The following is an 18,604-nucleotide window of genomic DNA, read 5'->3' as shown; positions in this document are numbered from 1 at the left end:
AAAACCGGCTCCCAAACCCGGGCCGTGCGGGGCCAACATCGGACCAATATACCAGTGCTTAACCATAACTGCCGCCGCTGGTTCGGTTTTGGCCGTACTTTTGCGCCGTCGGGCACGGTTTTGGGAGCGGCCCGCGTTACCCTTTTTCTGGCTGCTGCCCGGCGGCCTCTCCCCTTACTATGCGTATGTCGACTTTCCGTTTTTCGCTGCCTTCCGTTCGTTTTCTGACTTTGCTGCTGGTGCTGCTGGGCCTCGCTCACCTGGGCCAGGCCCAGGTGCAGCTGCGCGGCGTGGTGCGCGACCGGGAAACCCAGGAAGTGCTGCCCTTCGCCAGTATTGCCGTGCTGGGCACTACCAACGGCACTACCACCAACCTGGAGGGCGAGTTTACGCTCGTGGTGAAGCAGCTGCCCGCACAACTATTGGTGTCGGAGCTGGGCCACATCCGCGACACGGTGCGCGTAACATCGGGCGCCGAGCCGCTGACGATTACGCTGGCTTCGGCGGCCGTGGCGCTGCCCGAGGTGAAGGTGGCCAGCTTTCCGTTCCAGCTCGTAGACCGGGCCTTCCGCAACCTGGCCCGCAACTACCGCCGCACCTACTACGGCCGCGCCTTCTACCGCCAGATTACGCGCATCGACGACGAGCCCACCGAGCTGCAGGAAGTGGTCTGGAACGTGAAGTCGAACCCGGCCCGCATAGAAGGCACCACGCTGGTCCAGGGCCGCTACGCCGGCGTGCAGGCCCCCATCAGCCTGAGCAACTTCTCGGTGTACGCCCGCCGCTACGGCCTGTTCGACATTCAGCAGGACAGCACCACTTCGCTCGCCCTGTTCAGCCCCAACGTGGAGAAAAACTACCTGCTGGAGCTCAAGGGTATTCTGGGCGAAGACTCGACCGGCGGGGTAGCTGAAATCAGCTTCGAAACCCGCCCCGAAATTAAGTACCGGGCCCAGGGAACCGTCTGGATTGACCTGGAAACCAACCAGGTAGTGCGCTACCGGGTGGTGCAGCCCAGCTTTACGGGCAGCACCAGCAACCCGCGCCAGAAATTCGCCAATGCCAAGCTGACCATCGAAATGGCCTTCAAATCGGCCGGCACGGCCGGCGTGGCCCCGCTGGAGCTGATGAAAATGGACCTGACCACCGACCTGACCGAGCCGGGCAAGGAGCCGCTGGCCGTTAACGTGTCGTCGTTCACGTACTTCTACGACCAGAGCACCACGCCCCAGCGCATTCCCTACGCCCGCGCCAGCCTCACCGACCGCGACCTGGACGCCATCCGGGCCAAGCCCTACGACCCCGAGTTCTGGGCCAACAACCCGGTGGTAAAGCGCACGCCCGCCGAGGATGAAGTGGTAGCCGCCTTCGAGAAGAAGGGCGCCTTCGGCTCGATGGTGAAAAAGGGGCGGAAGTAGGGGACTGATGAACTGAGCAGAACGTCATTCAGAGCGGAGCGAAGAATCTCGCGTGCCAAAGTAAACCTGACGTCAGGAATTACTTTGGCACGCGAGATTCTTCGCTCCGCTCTGAATGACGGCCTTCTCAGACCCTCAGCCCCTATCTTACAGACTGAAATACAGTACCACTCCCAGCAGCACCAGGCCGGCCAGGAAGGCGCAGCCCAGACCAATACCCATGAATTTAAACAGGCGCACGTCGCTGTTGGAGTGATAGGCGCGGCGGGGCTCAGGAGTTTCAGGCATGGGCAAGTAACCGGTCGGGCCAGAAAAAGTGAGGCCGGGCGGCAGGAAATTTACCGGCCTACGGGCGCATACCGTAAATTGGCGCCTTAACCCCCGCTGCCGTGCTCCGATTTCTGCCGCTTCCGCTGCTGCTTCTGCTGCTCACTACTCCGCCCGCTGCCGCCCAGCGCCGTGCGGCTTCCCGCCCTGCCCAAGCTGCCGCCCCGGCTACCAAACCGGCCGCTCCGCGCAACCAGCCGGTGCCGTTTGCGGGGCAAATGGCCGGCTCGCGCTGGGTTGATTCGGTGATGAGCACGCTCACGCCCGACCAGCGGGTGGCTCAGCTGTTTATGGTGGCCGCCTACTCCAACCGCACCCGCGCCGACGAGGATTCGGTGTCGGCGCTCATCCAGAAGTACGGCATTGGGGGGCTGATTTTTTTCCAGGGCGGGCCCGTGCGCCAGAGCCGGCTGCTGAACCGCTACCAAAGCCAGGCCCGGGTGCCGCTGCTGGTGGCTATGGATGCCGAATGGGGCGTGGGCATGCGCCTGGACAGCGTGGTGCGCTTCCCGTACCAGATGAGCCTGGGCGGGCTGCAGGATAATGCGCCCATCTACCAGATGGGCCGGCAGGTGGCCGCCCAGTTCAAGCGGCTGGGCATGCACGTCAACTTCGCGCCCGTGGTCGATGTCAACAACAACGCCCAAAACCCGGTCATTGGCTTCCGAAGCTGGGGCGAAGACCGCGAGAACGTAACGGCCAAGAGCCTGCAATACATGCAGGGCATGCAGGACGCGGGCGTGCTGGCCGTGGCCAAGCACTTCCCCGGCCACGGCGACACCGACGTGGACTCGCACCTGGCCCTGCCCCTGCTGCGCGTGGATAAGCAGCGGCTCGATACGCTGGAACTGTACCCCTTCCGGGAGCTGATGGCGAAAGGCCTAGGCGGCATGATGGTGGCCCACCTCAACATTCCGGCCCTCGACACCACGGGCGTGCCCTCCACCCTTTCCAAGCCGATTATCGAAGGCCTGTTGCGCCAGAAGATGGGCTTTGAGGGCATCATCTTCACCGACGCCATGAACATGAAGGGCGTGACGAGCAAGTACCCCGCCGGCGAGGCCGACGTACGGGCCCTGCTGGCCGGCAACGACATTCTGGAGTTCAGCGAGAACATTCCGCTGGCCCTGCGCATGGTGCGCGAGGCCATCAACAAGGGGCAAATTTCGCAAGCCGAAATTGACCGGCGTTGCCGCAAGGTGCTGGCCCTTAAGCAGTGGGCAGGCCTGGACCGCTACCGGCCCATCGAGTTAAAGAACCTCATTGCCGACCTCAACATGCCCCACGACCAGTACCTGAGCCGGCAGCTCTCGGAGCTGAGCGTAACCGTACTGCGCAACCAGCAGAGCCTGCTGCCGCTGCAACGCCTCGACACGCTGCGGCTGGCCACGCTCACGCTCGGCACCACCGATACCACCGCCTTCCAGCGCCGGGTGGCCGATTACGCGCCGGTGCGCCACTTCTGGCTGCCCGCCACGCCTTCGCTCGATGAGCTGACGAAGATGCGTGAAACCCTGAAAGCCTACAACCTGGTGCTGGTGGGCGTGAACAACCTGGGCCGGCAGTCCGCCACCGGCTTCGGTGTAACGCCCGAAATGAACGTGCTGCTGCGTGAGCTGGGCGGCAAGGGTCAGCAGCTGGTGGTGAGCGTGTTTGGCACGGCCTACGCCGTGGACCGGCTGCGCGATGTGAGTCGGGCCGGGGCCGTGGTGCTGGCCTATCAGGAAAGCCAGAACGCCCAGGAAGTGGCTGCCGAGGCCATTTTTGGCGGCGTTTCGGCCCGCGGCAAGCTGCCGGTTACCGTGTCGCGCACCTACGGCTACGGGGCCGGCTTGGCCACCGCGGGTGGCACGCGGCTGCGCTACAGCTTCCCGGAGGCCGTGGGCATGAGCAACGATTTGGAAAGCCGGGTCGACTCGATCATGAACGGGGCGCTGGCGGCCGGGGCCTTTCCGGGCGGCGAGGTGCTCATTGCCCGCCGCGGCACGGTGGTGCTGCGCAAAAGCTACGGCGCCCAAACCTACGGCCCCGCCGCCCGCCCCGTGCGCAACGACGACCTCTACGACCTGGCCTCGCTCACGAAAGTAAGCGCCGCCCTGCCCGCCCTGATGAAGCTCCAGGACGAGGGCAAATTCTCGCCCGACATGACGCTGGGCCAACTGTTCCCGGAGTTCCGGGGCACCAACAAGCAGGACCTCAAGCTGCGCGATGTGCTCACCCACCAGGCCCGCCTCAAGGCCTGGATTCCGTTCTGGAAAGACTACACCAAACCCCGCGGCCTGTTCAACGCCCTCTTCGGCAAGAGCCCGGCCGCCAGCCAGGTTTCGCTTACCGAGCCCGCCGAAATGAGCCGCCGCTACTTCCGGCCCGATTCGTCGGCCCGGTTCCCGCTGCCGGCCGGGCCGGGGCTGTGGGCCCGCCAGGATTTTCCGGAGCGCATTACCAAGGCCATTGCCGAGTCGCCGCTCAATGAGAAGCCCGGCTACGTGTATTCCGATTTGTCGTTCATCATGTACCCGCGCTTCGTGCGGGCGGCCTCCGGCAAGCCGCTCGATCAGTTTGTGCGCGACGAGCTGTACCGGCCGCTGGGCGCCACCACGCTGGGCTTCAACCCCACCCGGCGCTTCCCGCTTAGCCGCATCGCGCCCACCGAGTACGATTCACTGTTTCGCCACGGCCAGCTGCACGGCACGGTGCACGACGAGGGCGCGGCCCTGCTCGGGGGCTTGTCGGGCCACGCGGGCCTGTTCGGCTCGGCCAACGATTTGGCCAAGCTCGTGCAGCTCTACGCCTGGCAGGGTCGCTACGGCGGCCAGCAACTCCTCAAAGCGGCCACGCTGGCCGAGTACACCCGCTGCCAGTTCTGCCCCGAAAACCGCCGCGCGTTGGGCTTCGATAGGCCCGCCACCGACCCCGGCCTGAACACGGCCAAAAGTGCCTCGCCGGCCAGCTACGGCCACACCGGCTTCACGGGCACCATGTTCTGGGTGGAGCCCAAGGAAGACCTGATTTGCATCGTGCTCACCAACCGCGTGAACCCGACGCGCCGCAACAACAAGATTTCCAGCCTCAATGTGCGCACCAATGTGCTGCAGGTGGCCTTAGAGAGCATCCGGCGGGTGTCGGTGGAGACGAGCGTGGAGGAGTAGGTATGGGCCGGGCTCCCGCAGAGGAGCGCAGAGACTAGACGCAGAGGTTCGTGGAGGCTGTTCTCTGCGAACCTCTGCGTTTAGTCTCTGCGCTCCTCTGCGGGAAAAATCGTTAGTTTAAAGCTCCACAAAAGCGCCGAAATCAATGCTAGGACTCATGATGCACCAGCCCCTGCGCATTGCCGGGCTGCTCGAACACGCCGAAAAGTGGCACGCCGACACCGAAATCGTGAGCCGACTGGCCGAGGGCGGTTTCCACCGCTACACCTACACCGGGCTGGGCCGCCGGAGCCGGCAGCTGGCCCATGTGCTGGCCCGCCTGGGCATAAAGCCCGGCGACCGGGTGGGCACGCTGGCCTGGAACAACCACCGCCACCTGGAGCTGTACTACGCCGTGTCGGGCATGGGCGCGGTGTGCCATACCATCAACCCGCGCCTGTTTGCCGGCCAGCTCACCTACATCATAGCCCATGCCCAGGACCAGGCCATTTTCTTCGACCTGACCTTTCTGCCGCTGGCCGAAAAGCTGGCCCCCGCCTGCCCCGGCGTGCGGGCCTGGGTGCTGCTGACGGGCCGGGCCCATATGCCCGAAACGACTACGCTGCCCGATTTATACTGCTACGAAGACCTGCTCGACGCCGAATCGGCCGAGTATGCGTGGCCCGAGTTCGATGAAAATACGGCCTCCTCGCTATGCTATACCTCGGGCACTACCGCCGAGCCCAAGGGGGTGCTCTACTCCCACCGCTCCACGCTGCTGCACTCGCTGGCCGCCGGGCTGCCCGACTGTTTCAACTGCTCGGCCCAGGACGTGATTCTGCCCGTCGTGCCCATGTTCCACGTCAATGCCTGGGGCATTCCGTACCTGGCGCCCATGCTGGGCTGCAAACTGGTGCTGCCGGGTCCGGGGCTGGATGCGGCCAGCCTCTACGAGCTGTTTGAGGGGGAAGGCGTAACGTTTTCGGCCGGCGTGCCCACCATCTGGCTGGGGCTGCTGGCCTTCATGCGCGACCAGGAGCGGCAGTTCAGCACGCTGCGCAAGATGATTGTGGGCGGCGCGGCCTGCCCGCCGGCGCTGCTCAAAGCCTTTGGCGACGAGCTGAACGTGGAAATTCGCCACGCCTGGGGCATGACCGAAACCTCACCCCTCGGCACCGTGAGCACCCTCAAACCTCAGCAGCTAAACCTGAGCCCAGCCGAGCAGGCCGAGTTGCTGGCCAAGCAGGGCCGGGTAATTTACGGGGTAGATATGAAGATTGTGGACGACGCCGGCCAGGAGTTGCCCCACGACGGCGTGGCTTTCGGCGACCTGCTGGTGCGCGGCGCCTGGGTGGTGGCCGACTACTTCGGCACCGATACGCCCGGCCAGCTCACGCCCGACGGCTGGTTCAGCACCGGCGACGTAGCCACCATAGATGCGGCCGGTTTCATGCAGATAACCGACCGCAGCAAGGACGTGATAAAGTCGGGCGGCGAGTGGATTTCGAGCATCGCGCTGGAAAACTTGGCCGTGGGCCACCCGGCCGTGGCCGAAGCCGCCGTGATTGGCCGGCCTCACCCCAAATGGAGCGAGCGGCCGCTGCTGGTAGTAGTGCGCCGGCCCGGCCACGAGGTGTCAGCCCAGGAGCTGCTGGCGTTCTACGAAGGCAAGGTGGCCAAGTGGTGGCTGCCCGAGGCCGTGGAGTTTGTGGAGGAGCTGCCCCACACGGCCACTGGCAAAGTCCGCAAAACCCAGCTGCGTGAGGATTTCGCGGGGTATTCGTTCGGGGGGGCGGGGGACTGAGGGACTGGGGGACGGGGTTGCCTCATTCCCCGACTACACCTTGATAATAACGCCCTTTCGGTACATCAGCCACAGCACCCCAAACCAAATCAGCACGCACACCAGCGCGCCGGCCAGGGAGGCATTTACGGGGCTGAAGTAGGGCGTGAAAAACGTGTTGTAAAGCCAGGTTTTGAGCGGCACATCGGCCCCCACGTGCACCGCGTTCAGCGTTTTAGCCACGATGCCCGAGAGGAAGAACACGGTGATGGCATTTACGCCGTACACCTGCCCGAAGCTGGTCCACCAGCCGCGGTGGCCCCGCACGTCGCAGAGCCAGTAGAGGGCCGCCAGCGTGGCCGTGGCCAGCCCGCCGGTGTACAGCACGTAGGAGCTGGTCCAGAGGGCTTTGTTGATGGGAAACCACTCATTCCAGACGAGCCCCGCGATAGTCAGGCCCATAGCGGCCACGAACAGCCGGGCCACCCGCACGGCGGGTTCCAGCTCGCGGCGGCGCAGCAGCTGGCCTACCAGCATCCCGAGCAGGCCGGTGGCAATGGCCGGCAGCGTGCCCAGCAGGCCCTCGGGGTCCCACGTGCGGCTGTTCTTCCAAAGATGCGCCTCGCCGAACACGAGCCGGTCGAGCCAGGCGCCAAGGTTGGTTTCGGGCGCCAGGTTGGCCGCCCCAAAACCGGGCACCGGCACCACTTGCAGCAGCACGTTGTAACCGACCAGCAGCCCCACCAGCAGTCCGATTTGCTGGCGGCGGCTGGTTTTCAGAAACAGGATTCCGCAGGCCAGAAACACCCACGAAATGCGGGCCAGCACCCCCGGAATGCGCACCGTAGCAAACTCGAACTTCGGATACAAGGCCATCAGCAGCCCCAGCCCGAACAGCACGCCCGCCCGCCGCAGCACCCGCCACATAGCCGCCGCGTGGGTGCCCGGCTGCTGCCGGGCCGCGCTCAGCGCATAGCTGATGCTGACGCCCACGATGAACAGGAAAAACGGGAATATCAGGTCGGTGGGCGTGCAGCCGTGCCATTCGGCGTGCTCCAGCGGGGCGTAGATGTGGCCCCAGTCGCCGGGGTTGTTCACCAGGATCATGGCCGCCACCGTGAGGCCCCGAAACACATCGAGGCTGATGAGGCGGGCCGGCTCAGGCAGTGGATCACGGATTAGCACGGATTTCAGCGGATTTCACGGATTTTGTGGACGAAACAGGTACTACGCACGGACATATGACTTGGTCCGCGCGCGGCCTTAAAGCCCCTGACAGCAGCTGTCAGTAACGCTGTCGTCGCAACTTCGGCAATGATAGGGATAAGAATACTACGGTTACGGCAGGACAGGTCCGTCCACAAAATCCGTGAAATCCGCTAAAATCCGTGCTAATCCGTGATCCACTCCACAAAGGCCTCAATGCCCTCGTATTCGGGCAGCCCGAGTTGGTCGTAAAGGCGGGCGGTGGTGCGGTTGCGGGCCTCGGCGCGCTGCCAGAATTCGCGCTGATCGGCCCCCGGAAACAGCGGCCGGTCTTTCTGGCTCTGGTGCTTGAAAATGGCCCGGCGCTTGCGCGTCAGCTCCTGGGGGCTCAGCGGCACGGCCATTTCAATCTGGTCGATGTCCCACTCCTGCCAGGCCCCGCGGTAGAGCCACACCCGGCAATCGGAAAGCCACGCGCAGCCTTCGGCCCGCAGGCGCTGCACGGCCTGCATAATGGCGGCCAGGCATACGCGGTGGGTGCCGTGGGGGTCGCTCAGGTCGCCGGCGGCGAAAATCTGGTGGGGCTGCAGCTGCTCCAGGAGGGCCATCGTCAGCCGGATATCCTCTTCGCCCAGCGGCTTTTTGCGCACCCGGCCGGTTTCATAAAAAGGTAAATCCTGGAAGTGTGCCCGCGTGTCGGGGTCGAGGCCGGCGTAGCGCAGGGCGCTTTTGGCCTCGCCGCGCCGAATCAGCCCCTTGATCTGCTGAACTTCCTCCGAATCGACCTGGCCGGGCTGCTTGTTGCGCAGGAAATCGGCCACCCGCTGGTACAGGTTTTCGGCCGGCTGCTCATCGAACCGGAACAGTTCGTCGTAGTCGGCCACGAACTCGGCAAACCGGATAACGTCCTCATCAAACACGGCAATGTTGCCGCTGGTCTGGTACGCGACGTGCACCTCGTGGCCCTGCTCGACGAGGCGCAGTAGCGTGCCGCCCATCGAAATCACGTCATCATCGGGATGCGGCGAGAAGATGAGCACGCGCTTGGGGAAGGGCGTGGCCCGCTCGGGGCGGTAGGTGTCGTCGGCATTGGGCTTGCCGCCGGGCCAGCCCGTAATGGTGTGCTGCAACTCGTTGAAAACCCGGATGTTGATGGTGTAGGCCTCGCCCGAGTTGGCCAGCAGGTCGGAGAGGCCGTTTTCGTTGTAGTCTTCGTCGGTGAGTTTGAGGATGGGCTTTTCCAGCTCGCGGGCCAGCCACGTAACGGCCTTGCGCACCAGGGCCGGCTGCTGCCAGTTGCAGGGCTCGCCCGCCAGCCAGGGCGTTTTGCGGGGGCTCAGCTCGGCGGCGGCGGCCTCGTCGAGCACTACCTGCACGGCCGGATGGTGCTGCAGGTAGGTGGCCGGCACCGAGTCGGTGGGCTCGCCTTCCACCAGGCGCTTCACCACGGCGGCCTTGCCCTCGCCCCAGGCCAGCAGCACCACGTGGCGGGCTTCCAGAATAGTGCCCACACCCATGGTAATGGCCCGGCGGGGCACGTTTTCCTCGCCGTAGAAGTCGGAAGCCGCGTCGGTACGGGTGATGTGATCGAGGGTGATGAGGCGGGTGCGGGAGGCCGGGCCCGAGCCCGGCTCGTTGAAGCCGATGTGGCCGGTGCGCCCAATGCCCAGCAGCTGCCAGTCGATGCCGCCCGCCGCCCGGATCTGCTCCTCGTAGTGGCGGCCGAAGTCGGCTACCTGGTCGGCGGCGATGGTACCGTCGGGAATGTGGATGTTTCCGGGCGCAATATCCACGTGGTCGAACAGGTACTCGTGCATGAAGCGCACGTAGCTCTGCAGCGAGTCGGGAGCCATCGGGTAGTACTCGTCGAGGTTGAAGCTGATGACGTTCCGGAAGCTCAGGCCCTCTTGCCGGTGCAGGCGCACCAGCTCCTCGTACACGCGCGTCGGCGACGAGCCGGTGGCCAGGCCCAGCACTGCCGACCGGCCCTGGGCGGCCCGCTCGCGGATGAACGTGGCCAGCTCGCGGGCAACCTGCACCGAAGCGGCTTCAGAATCGGGGAAAATACGGACGGGCACGTGGGGCACGGGCGGGGTGGCAGCAGCAGACATAAGCAGTTGTTACAGAAAGCGCTGGCCCGGGCAACCCCAAACCGGCAGGGAGAATACCACCGAATATAGCTAATTTGACATTAGGCAGTTTTCAACTTTAATGGCAATTTCACAACTTTCGGTGCTGCTTTAATCCATTTCGCTATTTTCGGACTACGCTCCGGCCGCAGCACACCGGGCACCAGTTGGCGCGGCCCCGCAACCGGCCGCGCAGTCCGCTCCTCCCGCTTTCCCACTATTTCTCCCTGCACCATGCAAAAACTCTACTGGCTGGCCCCTGCCCTGGGGGCCGCGCTGGCTCTGTCGCCGCTCCAGGCGGCCTGGGCTCAGACAACGGCGCAGCGCACCGTAACCGGCGTCGTGACGGCCGCCCTCGACCGCTCGCCGCTGCCCGGCGTCACGGTACTCGTGAAGGGCACCACCGTTGGCGCCACTACCGACGCCGAAGGGCGCTTCTCGGTGGCAGCCCCGGCGGGCAGCACGCTCTCGTTCAGCTTTATCGGCTACACCACCCAGGAGCGGGCCGTGGAGGCCGGCGACGGCCCCATCAGCATTGCCCTCAAGGAAAACACCACGGCCCTCAACGATGTGGTGATTACCGGCTACAACATTGCCCAGGACCGGCGCGACATCGTGACGGCGGTGCAGGAGGTGAAGGCCAAGGACATCATCGACTCGCGCCAGACCAACATCGTGAATGCGCTGCAGGGCAAGGTGGCGGGCGTCAACATCACGTCCTCGGGCGGCTCGCCGGGCGAGGGCACGGCCATCGTCATCCGGGGCGGCACCTCGCTCGACGGCGACAACCAGCCACTGTTCATCATCGACGGGATGATTATGGACAACTCGTCGTTTCAGGAGAGCACGGCGCCGGGCGGGGGCTCGCAGTTCAACGGCCTGCTGGGCCGCTCGGTGGGCACGCCCAACCGCGCCGGCGACCTCAACCCCGAAGACATTGCCAGCATGACAGTGCTGAAAGGCCCGGCCGCCGCGGCCCTCTACGGCCTGCGGGCCGCTAACGGCGCGGTAGTTATCACCACCAAAAAAGGCACCGCCGGCCGCACCACCATCAACTACCGCACGCAGTTTTCGGTGGATGAGGTGAACCGGCTGCCCAAAATCCAGGACCAGTACCAGCAGGGTTCGGGCGGCGTGTTCGACGCCACCACCCGCAACTCGTGGGGGCCGCGCTTTACGCCGGGCCAGCCGCGCTACGACAACGTGGAGAACTTCTTCGAGAAGGGCTACGCCTTCCAGAACTTCCTGAATATGTCGGGCGGCACCGAGAAGGCCACGTTTTTCGTGTCGGCCTCGCGGCTCGATCAGAGCGGCGTGACGCCCGAAAACAAGTACGACAAAACCACGGTGCGTCTGTCGGGCACGGCCCAGCTTTCGCCCAAGTTTGATGTTTCGGCCTCGGCCCAGTACCTGAACTCGGGCGGGCGGCGCACCCTGCAGGGGCCGGGCCTGTACGGCTCGTCGGGCGGCTTTCTGCTGAGCTTGCTTAACTGGCCCGGCAACGACGACGCCCGCAACTACCTGAATGCCGATGGCACCCGCCGCCGCCTGCTACCGCCCAACAACGGCACCGACGTCGACGCCGACAACCCCTACTGGTCGGCCCGTTTTAACCCCCAAACCGACCGCACCAACCGCTTTCTGGGCAACACGCAGCTCAACTTCAAGGTGCTGCCCTTCCTCACGCTCAGCCACAACATCGGCACCGACGTGGCCAGCACGCACTCGACTTCGGTGCGGGCGGTGGGCACCTCGCAGGTGGGCAACCAGAACGGTGGCATTGCCGAAACCGTGGATTTGAACCGGCTGATTACGGCCACCACCCTGGCCTCGTTCCGGCACACGTTCAGCGAAAACCTGCGCGGCTCGCTGGTTTTGGGCAACACCATCGAGCACAGCCGCGACGAGGCGGTGGACTACACGGGCCTGATTTTTCAGAACCCGGACTTTATCAGCATCAACAACACCGTGAACCGGGGCGCGCTGCAACGCGTGGCCATGCGGCGGCTGATTGGCAACTTTGCCCAACTCAGCGCCACCCTCCTCGACCAGGTGACGGTGGAATTGCAGGGCCGTTACGACCGCTCCTCGACGCTGCCGCGGCCCGATGAGGGCAAGAATTTCGGCAAAGGGTTTGGCTACGGCTCGGCGGCGCTGGGCTACGAGTTTACCCGCACGCTGGGCCTGGAGCAGAACAACATCCTCAACTACGGCAAGCTGCGGGCTTCGGTAGCCCAGGTGGGCCGCGACACGGGCCCCTACCGGGTACAGTCGCCGCTGACGACCAACACCTACATCGGGGGCGGCTCGCGCAACGACTTCTTCGGCTCCAACCCCATCCTCAAGCCCGAGCAGACCCGCTCCTACGAGGCCGGCATCAACCTGCAGTTCCTTAAAAACCGGCTGGGCCTCGATTTCAACTACTACTTCTCGCGCACCAAAGACCAGCTCATTGCGCCGCGCGTAAGCCAGGCCACGGGCTTTATTCTGCAGTACATCAACGGCGGCGTAGTGACCAACGAAGGCCAGGAAATTACGCTCAACGGCTCGCCCATTCGCTCGGCCTCGGGTTTCAACTGGGATATTCTGGCCAACTTCTACCACAACACCAACAAAACCGAGTCGCTGCCTTTCCCGCTGACGGTGGTGTTCCAGTCGGATGCCTTTATTACCAATGTGCACCAGGGCGGCGCCTTTTTGGGGCGCCCGATTACGGGCATTGCGGCCTACGACTTCCAGCGCGTAAGCAACCCCAGCAGCCCCGATTACGGGAAGCTGCTCATCAACCCCACTACCGGCTACCCCATTCCGGGCACCACCTTTACCTACGTGGGCAACCGGGCGCCGCGCTTCACTACCCAGTTCACCAACACGTTCAGCTACAAGGGCCTGGGCCTGAGTTTCCTGCTTGATTTCCGGGTGGGTGGCAAAGTGGTGAATGGCAACGACCTGTACAGCACCGGCACCGGCACCAGCCCCCGCACGGCCGAGCGCTACAAGGAAGTGGTGTTTGATGGCGTAGTAACCAACGCCGACGGCAGTTACTCGCCCAACACCCGCCCCGCCGAGCTAACCCAGGGCTACTACCAGAACATTCTGGGCGCCGTAGGTACGCCCTTCATTGAAGATGCCTCCTGGACGCGCCTGCGCTACGCCACGCTCAGCTACGCGCTGCCAGCCGCGCTGCTCGAGCGCACCGGCGTTATCAAGGGCCTGGAGCTGAACGTAACCGGCCGCAACCTATTGCTGCTGACCAAGTACAGCGGCGCCGACCCCGAAACGGCCGCGGCCGGCTCGGGCGTACGCGGCGGCGGCTCCAACGGCTTCGACTACGGCAACGTGCCCGCCACCCGCGGCGTGGACATGGGCCTGCGCGTCACTTTTTAAGCTGTTAGCTTTTAGCTGTTAGCCATTAGCTTTTCTATGGAAAAGCCCCTGCCAGCAGCTGAAAGCTACCAGCCATCAGCTATTAGCTTTAAAATTGATTTAACCGATGAAAAAGTATCTTTTGTTTCTGGGGCTGCTCGTGGGTGGAGCCGGGGCACTGAGTTCGTGCGAGAGTTTCCTCGACGTGAACGACAACCCCAATAACCCCTCCGATACTACGCCCAACTTCCTGCTGCCCAACATCATCAGCAATGGTATTCAAACGCAGATGTTCACCAGTCTGCGCACGCCCTACATCGAGCAGTACATTGTGAGCCGCACCGTGAACAGCGGCGGCAACGACCAGTACCGCTTCACCAACGCCCAGAGCACCAACACGTTCAACTACTCCTACTTTCAGTCGGGCGGCAACATTCCGCCTATGATAAAAGCGGCCGAGGCCGAGGGCTCGGTGTACTACGTGGGCGCGGGCAAGATTATGCAGGCCCTGATTCTGGCCCACCTCACTGACATGATGGGCGACGTGCCCTACTCGGAAGCGTACCAGGGCGGGGCCAACTTCAAGCCCAAGTACGACTCGCAGGAGCAGCTCTACGCCACCATCAACCAGCTGCTTGATGAGGGCATTGTGGAGATGAGCAAGCCGGCAAGCGAAAACAAGCGGGCTTTCTACAGCAGTTCACCCAGCGAGAGTGGCGACATTCTGTATAAGGGCATAACCGACAAGTGGGTTAAACTGGCCTATTCGCTCAAGGCCCGGCAGCTCAACCACCTCACCAAAAAGGCCAGCTACGACCCCAACGCCGTGCTGGCGCTGGTTGATAAGGGCTTTAAAAGCAGTGCCGACGATGCCCAGCTGCAGTTCCAGACGGCCGTGGCTCCGTTGGTGAACACCACCAACATCTTCGGCACCACGCGCGCCAACTTCGGCACGGCCACGTTCTCGAACAACTTCATCGATTACCTCGACGGCACCACCTTCCCGGGCGTAACCGACCCCCGCTTCGGCATTATGGCCCCCACTACCAGCACCGGGGCGGCCCCCGGGGCAGGCACGCCGGCCGGCACCAACCTCACGCCGGGCAGCACCATCACCGATTTCTACGCCAGCTGGTACGCCCGCGACCTGGGCTACTTCGAGGTGATTACCTACCACGAGCTCAAGTTCATTGAGGCCGAAGCCGCCTTCAAGGCCGGAAACAAGGCCCGGGCCCTGACGGCCTACAAGGAGGGCATCCGGGCGCACATGGCCAAAATTGGGGTAGGTGGCACCTTTGCCGCGCCAGCCGTGACGTTCCCCGTCATCACGCCGGCCCAGATTACGGCTTACCTGAGCAGCAGCGCTGTGGCCCAGACGGCCGAGCAGCTGGCCTCGACCAGCAACCCCGCCGTACCCCGCGCCATCATGGAGCAGAAGTACATTGCCCTATTCCTCAACCCCGAATCGTGGACCGATATGCGGCGCTACGATTTCAGCTCCGACGTGTACGTGAACTTCCAGTACCCCACCGGCAACAGCGTAAATCCGGTTCTGTCGGCCAACCCCGACCCCAAGCTGCGCTTCCCGCGCCGCCTGCTGCCGGGCGCCACCGAAACCCTCTACAACCCCGAGGAAGTGGCCCGCCAGTTCGCCGAAGCCGGCGCCACCACCAACGACGATTACATCGGTAAGCCGCTGTGGTTCGACCGGCCCTAAGGCCTGCGGCCCGCTAACCGCCCGGGCCGGGCTTTTCCGGATAACCGGCCCTCCTCTATTTTCTCCCCGCTATTTTCCCTGCTGATATGAACCCTACATCCTTGTTTTCCCGCCCGGCCCGGCTGCTGCCGCTGGCGGCGGTGCTGCTGCTGAGCAGCTGCGAGAAGGAGCTGGATACGTACTATTCCGAAGTCGGGGCCCAGCTGCCCACCTTCACGGCCAACGCCCTAGGCACGGCCAGCAAATACGCCCCCGGCGAGGTGGTGCAGTTCGAGCTGCGCTTTGCCCCCCAGAGCGCCCCGCTGAAGGAAATCCGGCTGTACCAGAAAGTGGAGCCCGGCCGCGACTCGACACTGGTACGCACCATTCCGTACGCGGCGGCCTTTTCGCGCATCCGCCAGAGCGATACGCTGGTGGTAAACTACACGGTTCCGGCCGGTGCCAACAAAGCCAACGTGAAGGTGGATGCCGTGCTGGTGAGCGATAATGGCCAGACCAAGGACCGCAGCTTCAGCTTCCGGCTGGCCGAAGCCACGCCTACCATCAGCCTGAAAGCCTCCAGCAACGTCACGCTGCCCGCGGGGGCCGCCCCGGCTCCCGGCGACGTGGTGCGCTTTCCGGTGCTGCTTAATGAGGGCGGCATCAACGCGGCCACCTCGCTCACGGCCACCGGCACACTCTACAACAATATCGACAGCCTGATTACCTACGTAAAGGTGGGCACGGCGGCCGAGCGGCGCTTTGCCCGCCAGCGCGTGCCGGTAGCCGGCACCCAAAGCGGGGCCGCCACCACCGTAAACGTGGATGTGGCCCTGCCCGCGGGCAGTGCGGGCCAGTCGGTCGTTTACCGCTTCGAGGCCAAGAGCCGCTTTCAGGACCGCATCCCGCCGCTGGCCCCTAGCTTCCGCACCGCCTCGGCTACCGCGCCGGCTATTACACCCGTAGCCGCTACGCCCCTGGCGGCGGCCCGCACTGCCACGCTTAGCTACACCGGCACCACCGGCGGCGACCTGGCCGCCTTCGACCTGACAACCTTCGCGCCAGTGGCTGCCGCGGAGCCCGTAACGGCCAAAGACGTAGCCATTACCAGCACGGCCGGCAACGCCGTGCGCCTGCAGGCCCTCAACACCACCAGGTTTGTGCGCGTAGCCAGCGGCGGCGCGGCGGCCTACACCAACGCTACGCTCAGCAGCATTCGCCAGGCCTACCAGGCCACGGCCGCCGCTAACCAAGTAGCCCAACTAGATAACGTGCTCGTCGGCGACGTCATCATCGCCCGCCTGCGCGGCCTCGACCAGTACGCCATTTTCACCGTCACCGGCATAAACCGCACCTCAACTACCGATGTAGCCGTCACGCTGGCTGTGAAAACCCTGTAAGTTAGCTGTTAGCTGAATTGACAAGCTAAATTGGTAGGCAGACCGTCATTCAGAGTGGAGCGAAGAATCTCGCTCGAACAGCCGTTGAACGACTTCACGCGAGATTCTTCGCTGCGCGCTGAATGACGTTCTATACACCAACTTAACCTGTCAGTTAGCTGTTAGCTGTTAGCTGTTAGCTGTTAGCTGTTAGCTGTTAGCTGTTAGCTGTTAGCTGAAAAAACGAAAAGGGCGCCGCACTCAGCTGATTGCGGCGCCCTTTTTTTTCATGCGGGCTGACGATTTTCCTGAACGAAGGCTAACAGCTATCAGCTCCCCAAAGAAGCTACCGCCGGCCGCCGAAGATGCGTTCGAAGAAGCCGCCGCGCTTGCGGGTCTTGGTTTTCACTTTAACTTTCGTAGGCGCCGGAGTAGTTGGAGCGGGCCGCGCAACGGGCGGGCGCGGCGGCGGGTTTTCGCCGGATGGAACCGTGGCTGGCTGGGGTGCAGGCGCAGCTACTGGCTCCGGGGCCGGCGCGGGCGCTGGCTCGGGCGGGGCCTGGGCTACCACTACTTCGGCGGCGCGGCCGGTGGTGCGCACCCACACCGGGCGGCTTTCGTTGTGCAGACGGTCGAGGGCGGTGAGGTAATAGGCGTAGGCCTGGCCGGGGCGGGCGGTGGTATCGGCAAAAACGAGGCCGGTGCCGGGGCGCGGGCGCACCAGGGCCAGCAGGTTACGCGGGTCGTCGGGGCGCGGGGTTTGCTCGGGCGTGAAGCGGTAGAGGGCGTAGTAGGCAGCCCGGTCGCCGTCGGGGGCAGGCGGGGCGGGCTGCCAGGTGAGCACGTTGGCGGCGGGGCTGGCCGTGAGGGCCAGGCGGGCCGGGGGCAGCGGCGGCACGGCGTCAATCCAGGGCATGGCGGGCGGCAAGGCCGGGTAGCGGAACTCGTGCTGGCGCAGCGAATCGGTGGTGCGCAGCGGGTTGGCCAGGAGCGACTTCGAGCTGAAGAACACGCTGCCCTGCAGCTCGGAAGGGAACGTGCGGTTCAGGCGCACCTGCCGGGGCAGCTCGCGGGGGTTGCGCCACACGGTATCGGCCTTAGTGTTTTCGAGCATGCGGTAGGCCCCGTGGCCGATGTACACGTGGCGGCCGTTGGCGTTGCGGGCCCACCACTCCACCAGCGTGGGGTAGCGGGCCACCGCGAAGCCGGTGCTCCAGTATAGCTGCGGCAGCACGTAATCCACCCAGCCCTGGCGGGTCCATTCCAGCGCGTCGGCGTACAGGCCGTCGTAGCCCTCGAAGGCGCGGGTATCGGAGCCGTTGGGGTCGGTGCGCTGGTTGCGCCACACGCCGAAGGGCGAGATGCCGAACTTCACCCAGCGTTTGGTGCTGCTAATCGAGTCGTGCAGGTCGCGGATGAGCAGGTTCACGTTCTGGCGCCGCCAGTCGGCCAGCTTGAGGTTGTCGGGGTTGAAGCGCGCGTAGGCGTCCTGGTCCTCAATCACGCGCCTGGCCTCCGGATACGGGTAGAAGTAGTCATCGAAATGCACCCCGTCGATGTCGTAGCGGCGCACCACGTCCATGATTACGCGGTTGATGTAGGCGCGCACTTCGGGCAGGCCGGGGTTGTAGAGCAGCTTGCCCGAGAAGCGCAGAAACCACTCCGGATGCTGCCGGAACGGGTGGTTGGGCGCGAGCCGGCGCGTGAGCGTGTCCATAGTGGCCCGATAGGGGTTGAACCAGGCGTGGAACTCCATGCCGCGGTTGTGGGCCTCCTCAATCAGGAAGGGTAGCGGGTCGTAGTAGGGCGCCGGGGCCTTGCCCTGGGTGCCGGTCAGCCACTTGCTCCAGGGCTCCAGCTCGCTGGCGTAAAAAGCATCCGAAGCGGGCCGCACCTGCACAAACACGGCGTTGATGCCGGTGCGCTGGTGGTCGTCGAGGATGCGGCGGTACTCCCGGCGCTGCTGCTCGGGGCTCAGGTTGCGGCTGCTGGGCCAGTCGATGTTTTCCACTGTCGCAATCCACACCCCCCGCAGCTCCCGTTTTGGCGGCACCCCGGCCTCCTGGGCCCAGGAGGCCAGCGGCAAACCAGTCAGCAGGCAGGCAATCAGTAACAGAACAAGCGGGCGGGCGGGGGCAGGCAATACGAGCATTACCGCAAATCTAGGCCTAA

The 18,604-nt window shown here is 64.4% G+C and carries 10 protein-coding genes; 6 read left to right on the top strand and 4 right to left on the bottom strand.

The window, feature by feature from the left end:
* Nucleotides 1-185 precede the first annotated feature (185 nt).
* Entirely contained in the window at nucleotides 186-1,418 is a 1,233-nt protein-coding gene (locus BMY67_RS04710; RefSeq protein ID WP_177189688.1) for a carboxypeptidase-like regulatory domain-containing protein, read from the top strand.
* Between the two features lie 147 nt (nucleotides 1,419-1,565).
* On the opposite strand, the gene BMY67_RS19280 is transcribed toward BMY67_RS04710, so the two are convergent.
* The gene (locus tag BMY67_RS19280) at nucleotides 1,566-1,706 is read right to left on the bottom strand and encodes a hypothetical protein (protein WP_177189687.1); all 141 of its coding nucleotides are present in this window, start codon (nucleotides 1,704-1,706) and stop codon (nucleotides 1,566-1,568) included.
* Between the two features lie 101 nt (nucleotides 1,707-1,807).
* Here BMY67_RS19280 and BMY67_RS04705 point away from each other — a divergent pair, with 101 nt between their 5' ends.
* Both BMY67_RS04705 and BMY67_RS04700 read left to right on the top strand, forming a co-directional pair.
* Complete coding sequence (locus BMY67_RS04705; RefSeq protein WP_092768837.1) at nucleotides 1,808-4,894, top strand: serine hydrolase domain-containing protein; 3,087 nt, start codon at nucleotides 1,808-1,810, stop codon at nucleotides 4,892-4,894.
* A gap of 145 nt (nucleotides 4,895-5,039) precedes the next feature.
* Entirely contained in the window at nucleotides 5,040-6,677 is a 1,638-nt protein-coding gene (locus BMY67_RS04700) for a 3-(methylthio)propionyl-CoA ligase (RefSeq protein ID WP_092768834.1), read from the top strand.
* Nucleotides 6,678-6,710: 33 nt separating this feature from the next.
* Here BMY67_RS04700 and BMY67_RS04695 read toward each other — a convergent pair whose 3' ends face one another.
* Nucleotides 6,711-7,841, bottom strand: coding sequence for an acyltransferase family protein (locus BMY67_RS04695; RefSeq protein ID WP_092768831.1), 1,131 nt, complete (start codon nucleotides 7,839-7,841; stop codon nucleotides 6,711-6,713).
* 206 nt (nucleotides 7,842-8,047) lie between these two features.
* Nucleotides 8,048-9,973: a glucosamine-6-phosphate deaminase gene (gene nagB, locus BMY67_RS04690; RefSeq protein WP_092768828.1), complete on the bottom strand. Its 1,926-nt coding sequence runs from the start codon at nucleotides 9,971-9,973 to the stop codon at nucleotides 8,048-8,050.
* 252 nt (nucleotides 9,974-10,225) lie between these two features.
* Here nagB and BMY67_RS04685 point away from each other — a divergent pair, with 252 nt between their 5' ends.
* From BMY67_RS04685 to BMY67_RS04675, 3 genes are all read left to right on the top strand, one after another.
* Nucleotides 10,226-13,378 carry a SusC/RagA family TonB-linked outer membrane protein gene (locus BMY67_RS04685; protein ID WP_092768825.1) on the top strand — a complete coding sequence of 1,051 codons (3,153 nt, stop codon included), beginning with the start codon at nucleotides 10,226-10,228 and terminating at the stop codon, nucleotides 13,376-13,378.
* Between the two features lie 106 nt (nucleotides 13,379-13,484).
* Complete coding sequence (locus tag BMY67_RS04680; protein WP_092768822.1) at nucleotides 13,485-15,074, top strand: SusD/RagB family nutrient-binding outer membrane lipoprotein; 1,590 nt, start codon at nucleotides 13,485-13,487, stop codon at nucleotides 15,072-15,074.
* A gap of 86 nt (nucleotides 15,075-15,160) precedes the next feature.
* A complete protein-coding gene (locus tag BMY67_RS04675) occupies nucleotides 15,161-16,453 on the top strand; it encodes a hypothetical protein (protein WP_143069698.1) in 1,293 nt (430 codons plus the stop codon).
* A 325-nt stretch (nucleotides 16,454-16,778) separates the two neighbouring features.
* Here the strand turns inward: BMY67_RS04675 and BMY67_RS19710 are convergent, their stop codons facing one another.
* Entirely contained in the window at nucleotides 16,779-18,584 is a 1,806-nt protein-coding gene (locus BMY67_RS19710) for a glycoside hydrolase family 10-like protein (protein ID WP_092768816.1), read from the bottom strand.
* Nucleotides 18,585-18,604 lie beyond the last annotated feature (20 nt).

Source organism: Hymenobacter actinosclerus, assembly GCF_900111515.1.
Classification (GTDB): domain Bacteria; phylum Bacteroidota; class Bacteroidia; order Cytophagales; family Hymenobacteraceae; genus Hymenobacter; species Hymenobacter actinosclerus.
This window is presented reverse-complemented; position numbering and strand designations above follow the sequence as displayed.

Coding starts and splice junctions, on each gene's coding strand:
- BMY67_RS04710 (WP_177189688.1), top strand. CDS start 186: ATGTCGACTTTCCGTTTTTCGCTGCCTTCCGTTCGTTTTCTGACTTTG.
- BMY67_RS19280 (WP_177189687.1), bottom strand. CDS start 1,706: ATGCCTGAAACTCCTGAGCCCCGCCGCGCCTATCACTCCAACAGCGAC.
- BMY67_RS04700 (WP_092768834.1), top strand. CDS start 5,040: ATGCTAGGACTCATGATGCACCAGCCCCTGCGCATTGCCGGGCTGCTC.
- nagB (WP_092768828.1), bottom strand. CDS start 9,973: ATGTCTGCTGCTGCCACCCCGCCCGTGCCCCACGTGCCCGTCCGTATT.
- BMY67_RS04685 (WP_092768825.1), top strand. CDS start 10,226: ATGCAAAAACTCTACTGGCTGGCCCCTGCCCTGGGGGCCGCGCTGGCT.
- BMY67_RS04680 (WP_092768822.1), top strand. CDS start 13,485: ATGAAAAAGTATCTTTTGTTTCTGGGGCTGCTCGTGGGTGGAGCCGGG.
- BMY67_RS04675 (WP_143069698.1), top strand. CDS start 15,161: ATGAACCCTACATCCTTGTTTTCCCGCCCGGCCCGGCTGCTGCCGCTG.
- BMY67_RS19710 (WP_092768816.1), bottom strand. CDS start 18,584: ATGCTCGTATTGCCTGCCCCCGCCCGCCCGCTTGTTCTGTTACTGATT.